Below are 14,369 nucleotides of genomic sequence, written 5' to 3' on the forward strand. Positions count from 1 at the left end.
GCAACGTTGAACGTTTTCACAGAGAAAAATTAGCGTGCTCTGCTATCCTGTCAGCAGCAGCAATCAAGCCAAACACAACATGCGCAGCACAGGAACGACGTGCCCAAAATAGAAAAACCAAAAATCCTCGTCGTCAATGATGATGCTGCGAGCTTGCTGGCACTAACCAGTCTGCTGGATCAATGGGCCGAAGAATCGGGCTACGAAGTCATCGCCGCCAATTCTGGCCAGCACGCGCTGCGCCAGGTCTTGCTGCACGATTTTGCCGTCATTCTGCTTGACGTCAACATGCCCGGCATGGACGGCTTTGAAACAGCCGAAGCCATTCACCAGCGCGCCCGTTCGGCCGACATTCCCATCATTTTCGTGACCGCTTTCCTGGCCGATGAAATTGACCGCCTGAAGGCGTATCAGCGCGGTGCTGCCGACTTCCTGTTCACGCCCGTGATTCCGCAAATTCTGCACGCCAAAGTGCAAGTGTTCGTGGCACTGGCCATCAAGAATGAAGAACTGAAACGCCAGGCGCACAAGCTGAGCCAGCGCACCACCGAACTGACTGCCACCAACAAGCGCCTCACGCGCGAGATGGAAGAGCGACAGGCGGCCGAGCGCAAGAGCCACGCCAAAGATGAGTTCCTGGCGATGCTGGGCCACGAGTTGCGCAACCCCTTGTCAGCCATCAGCAGTGCGGCCGCACTGATCGGCCTGCCTGCTGCCGGCCCGGACACGGTGTCGCGCGCCAAACAAATCATCCAGCGCCAGAGCCAGCACTTGTCGCGCATCGTTGACGATCTGCTCGACCTGTCGCGTGCCATGTCCGGCAAAATATTGCTAGCGCGCCAGCCTGTCGAAGTGTCGGCGCTGGTGTCGGCCTGCCTGGACACCTTCAAGGCCACTGGCCGCACCGGCAATTACCAGCTGAACATGGCTCTGGCGCCTGGCTGGGTCGACGGTGATCCGACCCGGCTTGAGCAGATTGCCACCAACCTGCTCGACAACGCACTCAAATACACCCCGGCTGGCGGCGCCATTGATATTGGCGTAGCCGAAGATGGCGAGCAAGTCGTGTTTACCGTGCGCGATACCGGCGTGGGCATTTCCGAAGAATTGCTGCCACATGTGTTCGACGTGTTCGTCCAGGCAAGCACCACGCTGGACCGGGCCCAAGGCGGCCTTGGGATCGGCCTGGCGCTGGTGCGGCGCCTGGTCGAGTTGCATGGCGGTAGCGTCAGCGCCCATAGCGACGGTGCCAGCACCGGCAGCACCTTTGAAATCCGTCTGCCGCGCGCCGTACCGGTGCAACTGGCGCCACGCGATGCGCCCAATTTCGACGATGCCGGCAAGCCCAGCGTGCTGCTGATCGAAGACAACGACGATGGCCGGGAAATGATGGTCACCATGCTCGATGCTTGTGGCTATCCCGTGGCACAGGCCGCCGATGGCTTGCAAGGCGTGCAAATGGCCCTGACCCACCTGCCCGACGTGGCCCTGGTCGACATTGGCCTGCCCGGCATTGACGGCTACGAAGTGGCGCGCCGCCTGCGCGCCGATGCCAGCACCCGCGCCATAAAGCTCATCGCCCTGACCGGCTATGGCCTGGCGGAAGACCAGCGCCGCGTGCTGGACGCGGGCTTCGACATGCATCTGGTCAAACCGGTGGACATCAACCACCTGCTTGAAGCAATCACCCGCTGCGCCCCCGCCAAGGCCGCCTGACCCACCTGCCCGCATGGCGCGCACGGCTGCCGCGACAGCTCCGTGGCGCCTGTTGTATGATTTAAGAAACATTGAATGAGTTTCAGCATGAGCGCATCCGACCCACAACAACTTGAAGCGGAAATCGAACGCCGCGTTGCGGCGCGCACGGCCGACCTGCGCGAGCTGCTTGGCCACCTCACCTTGTGCTGGGACGACGAACGGCGCCAGCTGGCGCGCCAGCTGCACGACAGTCTGGGTTCATCCATGACGGCGCTGACCATGCATCTGTCGCTGCTGACGCAGCAACTTCCTGGCGAATCGCCGCTGCAGCAGCGCACCACCCAGATGAAAAAGCTCTTGACGGGCATCATTAACACCAACCGCAACATGCAGCTGACCATCTGGAACGACAAGCTGGAGTTTCTGGGCATCAAAGCTGCACTGGCAGAACTGGTTACCACCTTTGGCAGCGAACACCAGATGGTGGCGCGTGTGAGCTTGCCTGACGAAGACGTGGTCTATGGGCGCGAGCACGGAGTGGCCTTGCTGCGGGTGGTGGAAGAAGGCTTGCGCAACGTGGCAGCACATGCCGGCGCCAGCGAAGTGGACGTGATTCTGGACGACGATGACGAGATCGTCATGCTGACCGTGCGCGACAACGGCGTAGGACCTGACAAGTATGATGCCGAGTCGCACAGCTGCCACGGCTTGCGCCTGCTGCGGGAACGCGCGCGTTATCTGGGCGGCGCGCTGGTGCTGGGGCCGGCACCGCAACGCGGCAGCGCCCTCACCCTGACCTTGCCGCGCCAGTTGCAGCAGGCCTGACGCCTGCTTTTAATGCAGCTTGACCAGTGGCGAACTGCGCTTGATCAGGAAGCGCGCCACTGCCAGCACCCCGGTTTTGAGCGCCCCCAGCACGGCCGCATGGTGCATCAGGTGCAAGCTGGCATACATCATGCGCGCAAACAAGCCGTCGACAAAGAAATTAAGCCCCTTGAGCGAGCCCATCAGGCTGCCCACGGAATTGCGGTGCCCGAACGAGACCAGCGAGCCGTAATCGAGATACACATACGGCGCTTCGCCTGGCGACTTGCGTGTGGCAATGCGCAGCAGGCGCTTGCGCAGATAATCGGCCTGCTGGTGCGCCGCCTGCGCCCGCGGTGGCACCTGCTTGCCGTCCGGCCCGATATTGGCGGCACAATCGCCCAGCGCATAAATATCTGTAAAACCTTTTACGCGCAACATGCCATCGACCTCGATCTGCCCGCCCTTGTTGGTGGGCAGGCCTAGCTGGCCCAGAAATGCGGGGGCACGAATGCCTGCGGCCCAGACGCACAGACTGGCCGGATATTGCACGCCTTTGGAATCGGTGACCCGTTGCGCTTCGATGCTGGTGACGCGGCACTCCGTGACCACCGTCACGCCACGCTCGGTGAGCAGCTTGTGGGCAGCGGCCGCCACCCGTTCCGGCAGCGGCGCCAGAATGCGCGGCGCGCCTTCGAGCAAGGTGATGCGCACATCGCGCTCGGGCCGCAGATTGGCGAAGCCGTAGCTGGCGTAGACGCTGCTTGCCTCGTACAGCTCGGCCGCCAGCTCCACCCCGGTGGCGCCACCGCCGATGATGACCACGTTGACGTGCGCATCGGCACCGGCGCCACGGGCCGCATCTGCCTGCGCCAGCTGTTTGAGCAGGGACAGACGAAAACGTTCCGCGTCTTCGGTGGCGTTCAGGGAAATGGTGTGTTCCTGGGCGCCAGGCACGCCAAAGTAATTGGAGGTGCTGCCAACGGCAATGACCAGGGAAGCGAATTCGACGACGCGCTCAGGCAAGATCTGCTCGCCATCGGGCGTGAGGACAGGGCTCACGCTCAGTTTGCGGGTTTGGGTATCGAGCGCCGTCAGCGCGCCGTAGACGAAGGTGAAACCATTGTCATGCGCCAGCATCTGGTAGGACAAGCCTTCCTGATGGGCATCGAGGGTGCCGGCAGCCACTTCGTGCAGAGACGGCTTCCAGATATGGGTCAGACGGCTGTCGACCAGCATCACGCGGGCGGGGCCCAGCTTGCGCCCCAGTTTGCTGGCCAACTCCAGGCCACCGGCCCCGCCTCCGACAATCACGATCTCGCCACGCACGCGCTTCTCCTGTTTACATAGATGACAACTAGTCTACTATGCGACGCCGGAAAACGCGCGCACGCGGCGCGAAGGATCAGTCCTTGTGCTTGCCGTGACCCTTGCCGTGGCCGTGACCGTGGCCATGACCGCGGTCGTCGTCGCGGTCGTCGCGGCGGTCGTCACGATAGTCGCGGCGGTCGTCACGGTAATCGCGGCGGTCGTCGCGGCGGTCGTAGCCATGCGAGCTGCGATAGCGCGGCGCATAGGTATTGCTGTACCACTCGTCACGGACGAAATACACCTGGCGGCCGCAGGCGTTATACGCGCCGCAATGCTTGCTCCATTTTTTCATGTGGCCAGGTGGCACGCGCAGGTACACCGGTTCTTCGCGCACATAGCGCGGGCCGCGTTCAACAATGATCGGCTGTGCGTACACCACCGGCGGAGCGCGGAAGTCACCCAGTTCGATCTGACCGTAGAAGCCAGGCTGGCCAATATTGATGCTCACGCCCACTTCGGCCATGGCGCTGGTGGCGCCCAGCAGCAGTGCAGCTGCAATGATCAGTTTTTTCATTTTAAGTACCTCTTTTATGTTAACGATACGCCCGGGGCGCAGCAGCCGCAATTGGTGCGGAATACTGAATAGTTTAACAGAGGCAACATGAAATTCCGTACGCCAGCGCACACTGAAACCTTTCCTTACAGTTTTACATGTTGCGGAACAACGCCATAAAGGGTTGACTTACTGACAATGTCTCGGGGCGGTTGCGCAGTTTGACGATGCCGCGGCCTGTCTCGTCGCGGGTGATCGACGCGATCGCGCGCAAATTGACGATGGTGGAACGGTGAATTTGCTTGAAGATATTCGGGTCGAGCACATCGAGCAGTTCGCGGATCGGTTTGCGCAGCAGCGCTTCGCCGGCCGCCGTCATCACCACCGTGTACTTGGTATCGGACTGGAAGTAGGCGATATCCTCGATCATGATCAGGCGTGTCTCGTTGCCGGCGCTGGCGGTCAGCCAGACCAGGGGCGGCTCCTTGCTGCTGTTGGCCATGCCCTGCCCCAGTTTGGCCACCAGCTCGGCCAGCGCTGCGGCATCGTGGCCGCCGCTGGCAAGACGCGCCTTGATGCGCGCAATGGTCGCCTCCAGGCGCGGCCGGGCCACGGGTTTGAGCAGATAGTCAACCGCGCCGCGGTCGAAGGCGTCGAGCGCATACTGATCGTACGCCGTCACAAACACGGCCTGGGTCTGGGGGCTGGCCTGTGGCAGTGCGGCCGCCACTTCCAGGCCGGTCAGACCGGGCATGCGGATATCCAGAAATGCCACCTGGGGGCGATGCTCGGCGATGGCCTCGAGAGCGCTGCCGCCATCGTCACAGACGGCGACAATCTCGAGCTCGGGCCAGACCTGGGCCAGCTGCTCGACCAGGGCGTCGCGCAACAGGATTTCGTCTTCGGCGATGACGCACTTAATCATGGTCGGCTCCTTTTTCAGCTCCCTTTGGTGCGGCGTTGGGCACGGTGATGGTGGCGGCCACCCCGCTCGGGAAGTTGGCCACAATGGCGAACGACGCAGTGCTGCCGTAAGCCAGGCGCAGACGTTCGCGCACATTCCGCAGGCCAATCCCGGTGCCCCCGCCTTCGGCCGAGAAGCCGCGGCCATCGTCGGCCACCGTGACGGCCACGCCATGGTCCGTGGTGCGCGCCAGGATCCATACTGTGCCGCCGCCCGGTTTCGGCTCCAGGCCATGCTTGATCGCGTTTTCCACCAGCGTTTGCAGCATCATCGTCGGGAACGGGAGCGCGCGCTGGGCGGGCGCCACGTCAACCTGCAGATTCAGGCGGCTACCCATGCGGATCTTGAGAATATCGAGGTAAGCCTGAACGCGTTCGAGCTCCTCGCCCAAGGTCGACAAAGCGTCTTCCGTGCGTGGCAGCGAATGGCGCAGGTACAGAATCAGATTGCCCAGCATTTCGTCAGCACGGGCCGGGTCGGTGCGGGTGAGCAGCTGTGCGCTGGCCAGCGTATTGTATAAAAAGTGCGGCTCGACCTGGGCATGCAGCAGGCTCAGCTTGGCGACGGTGAGCTCCTTTTCGGTGGCCGTTTGCGTCACGCTGGCCGTTTCGCGGCGGCGCAGTTCAGCCACCCGGCGCGTCACCGAACGCACGATCGCCTCGGCGTTTTCCAGGTTGGTGCCAAAGTCGACGACAAAGCCATCGGTCCAGGCGCTGCGTTCCGGTTCGCACAGCAGCGTGACGCTGCCGGCGTCGCCATTGGGTGTGACCGTCATCAGAATCTGGTTGCGGCGGGTGCGGAAGTATTCCGCCAGGCGCCAGGGGCTGGCGTCACCACGGTACGGGTCGAACCGTTTGACCTTGGCACGCACCTGCAGGCTGTCGCGGGCTGTCTCGACCTCCTGGATGCCGGGCAGCTCGCGAATGGCCGCCTCCACCATATCAAAGGCGACACCGGCTTCGAACGGAATTTCGATCTGCCGGCGCTGGCGGTTTGACAGGGCAGCGGCATCAACCGCTCCCGTAATCAAGCGCACGCGGCGCAAGTGCGAGAACGCCGTCACGATCACGATCGCGCATACAAAGGTGCCGAGCAGGACGAAATAGCCGCCCGTGTTTTCCTCGACCTCGCGCAGGAAGGTCTCGTGGAACAGGATCGCGCTGAGCAGGTAGGCAAGAAACCAGGCCAGCGTCAGCCGAAAAATGAAGAAGAAACTAGTAATCATGATGAAGGTTCCAGGACAGTGGGCTTGGAAAAAGCATAGCAAGCGCCCCACATTGGCCCCGGCATTATCCGACAGAACCGTCCAAACGCCGACGGAACCCGCAAAAACCCCTCCCCGGGACCAGACTGCGCTCCCCCGGCGAGCGCTGGAGGGCGCCACTCTGTTGCGAATCTGGCTACGATGACGTTTTTGATGGGAGGTCGCGATGAACAGGATTCTTCGAGTGTGCCTGGCACTGGCAGCGGCTGCAGGTTTGCTGTTGACGGGCTGCCAGGACAAACACGAACCAGTCAAACCAACCGTTGCCACTGCCGCCATGCGCTAGCAACGCTGTTTCGCCCCGCAGGGCCCGGGACAGAGTAAACTGTCGGCTTCCCCACGTTTTGCCGCCAGGCCGCTTCCCTATGTCGTTCGCTTCCCTCGGTCTGATTGACCCGCTTTGCCGTACCCTTGATGCGATCGGCTATCCGTCGCCCACGCCGGTTCAGACCCAGGCCATTCCGGCTGTGCTGGCCAAGCGCGATGTCATGGCCGCCGCCCAGACCGGCACCGGCAAAACGGCCGGCTTCGCCCTGCCCCTGCTGCAGCGCCTGACCATGGAAGGCCCGCAGGTGGCCAGCAATTCGGTGCGCGTGCTGGTGCTGGTGCCCACCCGCGAGCTGGCCGAGCAGGTACACGAGAGCTTCAAGACGTATGGCGCCAGCCTGCCGCTGCGTACGGCCGTCGCTTATGGCGGCGTGAGCATTAATCCGCAGATGATGAAGCTGCGCAAAGGACTGGACCTGCTGGTCGCCACGCCCGGCCGCTTGCTCGATCTGTACCGCCAGAACGCGGTCAAGTTCAATCAGCTGCAAACCCTGGTGCTGGATGAAGCTGACCGCATGCTGGACCTGGGCTTTTCGCGCGAACTCGATGCGGTGTTCGCGGCCCTGCCGAAACAGCGCCAGACCTTGCTGTTCTCGGCCACGTTCTCGGACGAGATCCGCGCCATGGCGGGCAAGCTGCTGGCCGATCCGCTCAGTATCGAAGTCAGTCCGCGCAATACCACAGTGCAGAAGATCCGCCAGTGGGTGGTCCCGGTCGACAAAAAACGCAAGCCGGAATTGTTCTTGCACCTGCTGGCCAAAAAACGCTGGAGCCAGGTGCTGGTGTTTGTCAAAACACGCCGGGGCGTCGAGCAGCTGGTCGATATCCTGGCCGAGCATGGCGTGGCCGCCGATTCGATCCACGGCGACAAGCCGCAGCCGGCCCGCTTGCGCGCGCTCGACAGCTTCAAGGCCGGCCAGTGCCGCATCCTGGTGGCGACTGACGTGGCCGCGCGCGGACTCGATATCGACGACCTGCCGGTGGTGGTCAACTTCGATCTGCCGATTGTGGCGGAAGACTATATCCACCGCACCGGCCGCACTGGCCGGGCCGGCAATGCGGGCGAAGCGGTGTCGCTGGTGTGCGCCGATGAAGTGACCCTGCTGGCAGCCATTGAAGTCCTGACAAAACAGACGCTCCAACGCATCGAGGAAGCCGACTTTTCACCGGAACACCGGGTCCCGGTGACGAATACGGCGGGCGAGATTGTCAAGAAACCAAAGAAGCCCAAAAAACCCAAGACAGTGGGCGAGGTTTCCAATGTTGACGTGCGTTTTGCGCGTCGTCCATAAGGTATCATGTGGCGATGAACGATCTGATCCCCAGCAGCCCCGTTATCAATATCGGTACGCTCAAGTCCAGCTGCGCCAACTGCAGCATGCACCAGCTTTGTTTGCCCATGGGCCTGGACGACAATGACATCTCGCGTCTCGACCAGATCATCGGCCGCCGCCGCCGTCTGGCGCGCGACGAGCGCCTGTACCAGATGGATGAGCCGTTCCGCAATCTGTACGCGATCCGCTTTGGCCATTTCAAGACCTACCAGGTCAACGCCGCCGGCGAACAGCAAATCACCGGATTCCAGATGGCCGGCGAACTGCTTGGCATGGATGCGATCAGCGCGGACCGTCATCATTGCGATGCAGTGGCGCTGGAAGACAGCGAAGTGTGCGAAATTCCGTTTGGCCGCCTGGAAGAATTGTTCGGCCATGTGCCCACGCTGCTGCGTCACTTTCATCGCATCATGAGCCAGGAAATCACGCGCGAGCAGAATGTCATGCTCCTGTTGGGGAACATGCGCGCCGAGCAGCGCTTTGCGGTATTCCTGGTCAATCTGTCGGCACGCTACGCAGCGCGTGGTTATTCAGCCAACAGCTTCCAGCTGCGCATGTCGCGCGAAGATATCGGCAATTATCTGGGGCTGACCATCGAGAGCATCAGCCGCCTGCTGTCGCGCTATAAAAAGCAGGGCTGGCTCAAGGTCGACAAGCGCGAAGTCACCCTGCTCGACCCGGTCATGATCAAGGCGCTTGCTGCCGGCACCGAGCAGTGTTCGCCGATGGCATAAGCCAGGTTCAAAAACGGGGGTGCTCGCCCTCGGGCACCACCAGCAAATAGCAGGTCAGCAGACAGCCTAGGGCGCTCAACGCCCAGAAACCGAAAAAGCCGATGGTGTAGGTCGCCATCGGCGACATGCCGGCCAGGTGCTCCGGCTCGAACAGCGAAAACACGCAGCCCACTATCAGCGCTGCCGTTAAAAACGACGGCCACAGTACCGACATCGCCAGACGCAGCAAGCCCTTCTTCATGGCGTGGCTGCCTTGTCAGCCTGGATCGAGACCGTTGCCTGAGCCGGCCAACGCCAATCCGCCGCCAGCCGCCATTCACGCTCTGCCCCCTCCACAGTCACGCCCCAGCGGGCCCGCTCAAGCGGGGCGATGGCGACGCTGAAGCGCCCTTCAGAATCAGGCTGCACGAGTAGTGCCAAGTCTTTCTCGGGCTGGGTGGAGTGGCTCATGCTGATACGCAGCGGCAGAGCCAGCGGCCGTCCAAAACTGCGTACCTGCCCCCGTAACAGCCCCGCCTGCGCGTCGTACTGCGCATCGAACGCGAGCTGCATCGCGCTGGCGGCACGGTCGCGCCGCAAATCCTGGTTAATGGCCTTGCCCTGCTTGTAGTAGTCGTCGACCACCATCGCATCCTGACGCGTGTAGGCAAGATAGCCGGTGATGGTGCCGGCGACGACGACCAAGGCAGGTCCGAGCATCAGTAGCCACGGCCAGCGCTGCGCGTACCAGGCGGGACTGTTATTCAAGGCATGGGGAACGGTGCTTTGCATGCTGCTTCCTTTGTTATCTGGGGACGATGAACACGGCTTTTTCCGTCACGCGCAAGGACGGATCGTCTTCGGCGGTCAGGATGAAGCGAATTTCGTTGGAACCTTTGTGAGCTGCGCCACGCGCCGCCTGTACCCGCACCGGCACGGCACGCGTGCTGGCGGCATCGAGTTCGGCCACGCCGCCGTCGGCCAGCGCGATGCCTTCGATGCCGGCCACTTGAATGGTGAAGCGGTGCGCGGTTTCGGCGGTATTCATGATCTGCAGCCGGTACACGTTCTCGATCATGCCGTCGCCCACTTCGCGTCCCATCGAGCCGCGGTCACGTATCACATCGAGCTTGAGCGGCGTGCGCGAATACAGTGAGAACATAAAGCCGACTACGATCACCGCCAGCAGCGCGGTGTAGATCAGGACGCGTGGACGCGCCACCCGCCGCGCAATCTGGCGCGCATCCCAGTGCTGGCTCAGCGCGCGGTCAGTGGAATAGCGAATCAGCCCGCGCGGCAGGTCGATCTTGTCCATCACGGTGTTGCAGGCATCGATGCAGGCAGCGCAGCCGATGCACTCGTACTGCAGGCCCTTGCGGATGTCGATTCCGGTCGGGCACACCTGCACGCACATCGAGCAGTCGATGCAGTCGCCCTTGCCTTCGCGCTTGGCGCCAGCCTGTGGGCCGCGCGGCTCGCCGCGCTCGCGGTCGTAGGTGACGATCAGGGTGTCCTTGTCGAACATGGCGCTCTGAAAGCGCGCATACGGGCACATGTACTTGCACACCTGTTCGCGCAGCCAACCGGCATTGCCATAGGTGGCCAGGGAATAAAAGCCGATCCAGAACCACTGCCATGGCCCGAGGCTAAGCGCCAGCACGGCGCCCATCAGGGAGCGGATCGGCGCAAAATAGCCGACAAAGGTGAAGCCGGTCCACAGGGCGACCGTGCCCCAGGCCAGGTGCTTGCTGGTCTTCTTGACGATCTTGTCAACGGTCCAGCCCTGGCGGTCCAGGCGAATGCGGGCGCTGCGCGCGCCCTCGATGCGACGTTCGATCCACAAAAAGATCTCGGTGTACACCGTCTGCGGGCAGGCAAAGCCGCACCACACCCGACCGGCGATGGCAGTGACGAGGAACAGCAGATAGGCACTGATGATGAGAAGCGCGGCAAGATAGATGAAGTCCTGCGGCCACAGCACCAGGTCGAAGATATGAAACTTGCGCGCTTCCAGGTCGAACAGCACGGCCTGACGCCCGTTCCAATTCATCCATGGCAGGCCATAGAACACCAGTTGGGTGATCCAGACACAGGCCCAGCGAATGGTGGCATAGCGCCCTTTCGCTTCGCGCGGATAGATTTCTTCGCGCGCGGCGTACATCTTGATCACCGCGCTCTTGCCTTTTGCTTCACTCATTTTTTGGCCAGCACCTTCTCTTCATTGGACAAGCTCCACACGTAAGCTGCCAGCACGTGGGCCTTGTCGTTGCCAAGGAAATCTTCGAACGCGGGCATGGTATTGCTGCGGCCCTTGCGAATGGTTTCCATGATGGTCTCGGCACTGCCGCCGTACAGCCAGATCTTGTCCGACAGGTTGGGCGCGCCGATGGCCTGGTTGCCGCTGCCGCCGGGGCCGTGGCAGGCCATGCAGGCGCCAAACTTGGATTTGCCGAACGAGACACGAATCGGGTCGGCAGTCATGCCCGACAGGCTCTTGACGTAGTGCGCCACATCCTCAACATCCTTTTCCGAGCCCAGGGCTGCGCCCATCGGCGGCATCATGCCGTTACGCCCCTTGAGGATGGTGGTCTTGATCACCGACGCTTCGCCGCCGTACAGCCAGTCCTTGTCGGTCAGGTCGGGAAAGCCCTTGTTGCCGCGTGCGTCAGAGCCATGGCACTGGGCGCAGTAGGTCAGAAACAGGCGCTCGCCAATGGCGTGCGCTTGCGGGTCGCGCGCCACGGTTTCCAGATCCTGGCTGGCGTACTTGGCAAACAGCGGGCCGTAGTCGGCTTTGGCACGCACCAGTTCCTGCTCGTAGGCGCCGCTCGACTTCCAACCCAGCTTGCCGGCGTAGCTGCCCAGACCCGGATACAGCACCAGATAGACAAGCGCGAACACAATGGTCATATAGAACAGCCACATCCACCAGCGTGGCAGCGGCGTGTTCAGTTCCGTCAGATCTTCGTCCCACAGGTGGCCGGTGGTGCCGTCGGTGGCTTCGCCGGGCTGGATGCGATGGGTGGCCTGGGACCACAGCAAAATGCCGCAGCCGGCAATCGACAGCAGGGTGATGATGCCGATGTACAGATCCCAGAATCCGCTGGTGAAATCAGCCATGACCGCTCTCCCCGTCTTCGTCGGCGAACGGCAGCGCTGCCTGGGCGGCAAAATCGGCGTTGCGTTTGAGCGCGAAGGTCCACAGCAGGATGCCAAGGAAGGTGATGAAACTAATCAGCGTCATGATGCTGCTCGCGTTGTCAAAAATTTGTTGAAGTGCCATGTCAGTTCCTCGATTTGATCTGGGTGCCCAGGCCCTGCAGGTAGGCGATCAGCGCTTCCTGCTCGGTCTTGTCGGCCAGGGTGGCCGGGGCTGCGGCAATTTCTTCTTCCGCATACGGCACGCCCAGCCGCTTCATGGCACGCATCTTGGGAATGACCTGCTCGGGCACCAGCTTGTTGGCCGCCAGCCATGGGTAGGACGGCATGTTCGATTCCGGCACCAGGTCGCGAGGGTTGTCCAGGTGGGTCTTGTGCCACTCGTCGCTGTAGCGGCCACCGACGCGCGCCAGATCCGGGCCGGTACGCTTGGAGCCCCACTGGAACGGGTGGTCATACACAAACTCGCCAGCCACGGAATAGTGGCCATAGCGTTCGGTCTCGGCGCGGAACGGACGGATCATCTGCGAATGGCAGTTGTAGCAGCCTTCGCGGATGTAGATGTCGCGTCCCACCAGCCGCAGTGCGGAATACGGTTTCAGACCGGCCACCGGTTCGGTGGTCGACTTCTGGAAGAACAGCGGGACGATTTCCACCAGACCGCCGATGGAAACGACCAGCAGAACCAGTCCAATCAGCAGCCAGGGATTTTTCTCGATCCACTCATGGGAAAATTTCATGAAGGGCTCCTGGTTAAGCGTGTGAAGGTAAAAGGGATGGAATCCTGGCGTCCTGACTGACGGTGTTGCGCATGGTCTGCCAGGTGTTATAGGCCATCATGAGCATGCCGGTCAGGTACAGCAGGCCACCGCCGAAGCGAATCACGTAGTACGGATAGGTGGCCTTGACGCCTTCCACAAAGGTGTAGGTCAGGGTGCCGTCCGGATTGACGGCGCGCCACATCAAGCCCTGCATCACGCCGGCAATCCACATCGAGGCGATGTACAGCACGATGCCGATGGTGGCAACCCAGAAGTGCAGGTCCACCAGGCTGGTGCTCCACATGGCTTTTTTGCCAGCCACGCGCGGGATCAGATAGTAGATCGAGCCCATCGTGATGAAACCAACCCAGCCCAGGGCGCCGGCGTGCACGTGGGCGATGCCCCAGTCGGTGTAGTGCGACAGCGAGTTGATGGTCTTGATCGACATCATCGGGCCTTCAAAGGTGGCCATGCCGTAGAACGAGAGCGACACGATCATGAACTTCAGGATTGGATCGGTGCGCAGCTTGTGCCAGGCGCCCGACAGCGTCATCATCCCGTTGATCATGCCGCCCCACGATGGTGCCAGCAGAATCAGCGAGAACACCATGCCGATCGACTGGGTCCAGTCAGGCAGCGCGGTGTAATGCAGATGGTGCGGGCCGGCCCACATGTAGGTGAAGATCAGCGCCCAGAAGTGCACGATCGACAAGCGGTACGAATACACGGGACGCTCGGCCTGTTTTGGAATGAAGTAGTACACCATGCCCAGGTAGCCGGCCGTGAGGATGAAGCCGACCGCGTTGTGGCCGTACCACCACTGGATCATGGCGTCCTGCACGCCGGCATACACCGAGTACGATTTCCACAGCGTGACCGGCATGGATGCGCCATTGACCACGTGCAGCAGCGCCACGGCGATGATGTAGGCGCCGAAGAACCAGTTGGCCACGTAGATATGCTGCACCTTGCGCTTGATGATGGTGCCGAAGAAGACCACGGCGTAGATGACCCACACCACGGTGATCAGAAGCGCAATGGGCCATTCCAGTTCGGCGTACTCTTTGCCGCGCGTGAAACCCATCGGCAGCGTGATGGTGGCCAGCACCAGCACCGCTTGCCAGCCCCAGAAGGTGAAGGCCGACAGGCCGTCCGAGAACAGGCGCGCCTGGCAGGTGCGCTGCACGACGTAGTACGAGGTGGCGAACAGGCCGTTGATGCCGAAGGCGAAAATGACGGCGTTGGTGTGCAGCGGGCGCAGGCGCCCGTAAGTGAGCCAGGCGATGTCGAAATTGAGGGCGGGCCAGGCCAGCTGGGCGGCGATGAAGACGCCGGCCAGCATGCCGATCACACCCCAAAGCACGGTGGCGATCGTGAACTGCCTGACAATCTTGTAGTTGTAATTTAATGCGGTGTCCAAAACACTCTCCTGGGAAATACGTCGATGACAGCAGAAGAGTAAATTTCTGACCTTCAAAAAT

The 14,369-nt window shown here is 61.9% G+C and carries 15 protein-coding genes; 4 read left to right on the plus strand and 11 right to left on the minus strand.

What is annotated here, in order from left to right; genetic code table 11:
• Positions 1-99: 99 nt before the first annotated feature.
• Together BUC24_RS11545 and BUC24_RS11550 are read left to right on the plus strand one after the other, a co-directional pair.
• Positions 100-1,716 carry a response regulator gene (locus BUC24_RS11545; protein ID WP_073215898.1) on the plus strand — a complete coding sequence of 539 codons (1,617 nt, stop codon included), beginning with the start codon at positions 100-102 and terminating at the stop codon, positions 1,714-1,716.
• Between the two features lie 87 nt (positions 1,717-1,803).
• Positions 1,804-2,523, plus strand: a complete 720-nt coding sequence (locus BUC24_RS11550; protein WP_073215901.1) for a sensor histidine kinase — start codon at positions 1,804-1,806, stop codon at positions 2,521-2,523.
• A gap of 9 nt (positions 2,524-2,532) precedes the next feature.
• Here the strand turns inward: BUC24_RS11550 and BUC24_RS11555 are convergent, their stop codons facing one another.
• The 4 genes from BUC24_RS11555 to BUC24_RS11570 form a co-directional block, all read right to left on the minus strand.
• Positions 2,533-3,831, minus strand: a complete 1,299-nt coding sequence (locus BUC24_RS11555) for an NAD(P)/FAD-dependent oxidoreductase (RefSeq protein ID WP_073215904.1) — start codon at positions 3,829-3,831, stop codon at positions 2,533-2,535.
• 76 nt (positions 3,832-3,907) lie between these two features.
• On the minus strand, positions 3,908-4,387 hold the full coding sequence (locus tag BUC24_RS26920; RefSeq protein WP_073215906.1) for a hypothetical protein: 480 nt from the start codon (positions 4,385-4,387) through the stop codon (positions 3,908-3,910).
• 133 nt (positions 4,388-4,520) lie between these two features.
• Complete coding sequence (locus BUC24_RS11565) at positions 4,521-5,291, minus strand: LytR/AlgR family response regulator transcription factor (RefSeq protein WP_073215909.1); 771 nt, start codon at positions 5,289-5,291, stop codon at positions 4,521-4,523.
• A complete protein-coding gene (locus BUC24_RS11570; RefSeq protein ID WP_073215911.1) occupies positions 5,284-6,555 on the minus strand; it encodes a histidine kinase in 1,272 nt (423 codons plus the stop codon). Before BUC24_RS11570 ends, BUC24_RS11565 begins: the two co-directional genes overlap by 8 nt.
• Before the next feature lie 404 nt (positions 6,556-6,959).
• On the opposite strand from BUC24_RS11570, the gene BUC24_RS11575 reads away from it, so the two are divergent.
• A complete protein-coding gene (locus BUC24_RS11575; protein ID WP_073215914.1) occupies positions 6,960-8,213 on the plus strand; it encodes an RNA helicase RhlE1 in 1,254 nt (417 codons plus the stop codon).
• A 14-nt stretch (positions 8,214-8,227) separates the two neighbouring features.
• Positions 8,228-8,989, plus strand: coding sequence for a fumarate/nitrate reduction transcriptional regulator Fnr (gene fnr, locus BUC24_RS11580; protein ID WP_073215916.1), 762 nt, complete (start codon positions 8,228-8,230; stop codon positions 8,987-8,989).
• Positions 8,990-8,996: 7 nt separating this feature from the next.
• Here fnr and BUC24_RS11585 read toward each other — a convergent pair whose 3' ends face one another.
• From BUC24_RS11585 to ccoN, 7 genes are read right to left on the minus strand one after another with little or no spacing between them, the layout of a single operon-like run.
• Positions 8,997-9,230 (minus strand): hypothetical protein, encoded by a 234-nt coding sequence (locus tag BUC24_RS11585; protein WP_073215919.1) that lies wholly within the window; start codon positions 9,228-9,230, stop codon positions 8,997-8,999.
• Positions 9,227-9,760, minus strand: coding sequence for a FixH family protein (locus tag BUC24_RS11590; protein ID WP_073215922.1), 534 nt, complete (start codon positions 9,758-9,760; stop codon positions 9,227-9,229). The genes BUC24_RS11585 and BUC24_RS11590 overlap by 4 nt, the downstream gene beginning before the upstream one ends.
• Before the next feature lie 13 nt (positions 9,761-9,773).
• Positions 9,774-11,165 carry a cytochrome c oxidase accessory protein CcoG gene (gene ccoG / locus BUC24_RS11595; protein ID WP_073215925.1) on the minus strand — a complete coding sequence of 464 codons (1,392 nt, stop codon included), beginning with the start codon at positions 11,163-11,165 and terminating at the stop codon, positions 9,774-9,776.
• The gene (gene ccoP, locus BUC24_RS11600) at positions 11,162-12,088 is read right to left on the minus strand and encodes a cytochrome-c oxidase, cbb3-type subunit III (RefSeq protein WP_073215928.1); all 927 of its coding nucleotides are present in this window, start codon (positions 12,086-12,088) and stop codon (positions 11,162-11,164) included. Before ccoP ends, ccoG begins: the two co-directional genes overlap by 4 nt.
• Positions 12,081-12,251, minus strand: coding sequence for a cbb3-type cytochrome oxidase subunit 3 (locus BUC24_RS11605; RefSeq protein ID WP_073215931.1), 171 nt, complete (start codon positions 12,249-12,251; stop codon positions 12,081-12,083). The genes ccoP and BUC24_RS11605 overlap by 8 nt, the downstream gene beginning before the upstream one ends.
• Position 12,252: 1 nt before the next feature.
• A complete protein-coding gene (ccoO, locus tag BUC24_RS11610; protein WP_073215935.1) occupies positions 12,253-12,867 on the minus strand; it encodes a cytochrome-c oxidase, cbb3-type subunit II in 615 nt (204 codons plus the stop codon).
• Between the two features lie 13 nt (positions 12,868-12,880).
• On the minus strand, positions 12,881-14,308 hold the full coding sequence (gene ccoN, locus BUC24_RS11615) for a cytochrome-c oxidase, cbb3-type subunit I (protein ID WP_073215937.1): 1,428 nt from the start codon (positions 14,306-14,308) through the stop codon (positions 12,881-12,883).
• Between the last annotated feature and the right edge of the window lie 61 nt (positions 14,309-14,369).

Origin of the sequence: Massilia sp. CF038 (assembly GCF_900129765.1) — a bacterium.
Lineage (GTDB): Bacteria > Pseudomonadota > Gammaproteobacteria > Burkholderiales > Burkholderiaceae_D > Telluria_A.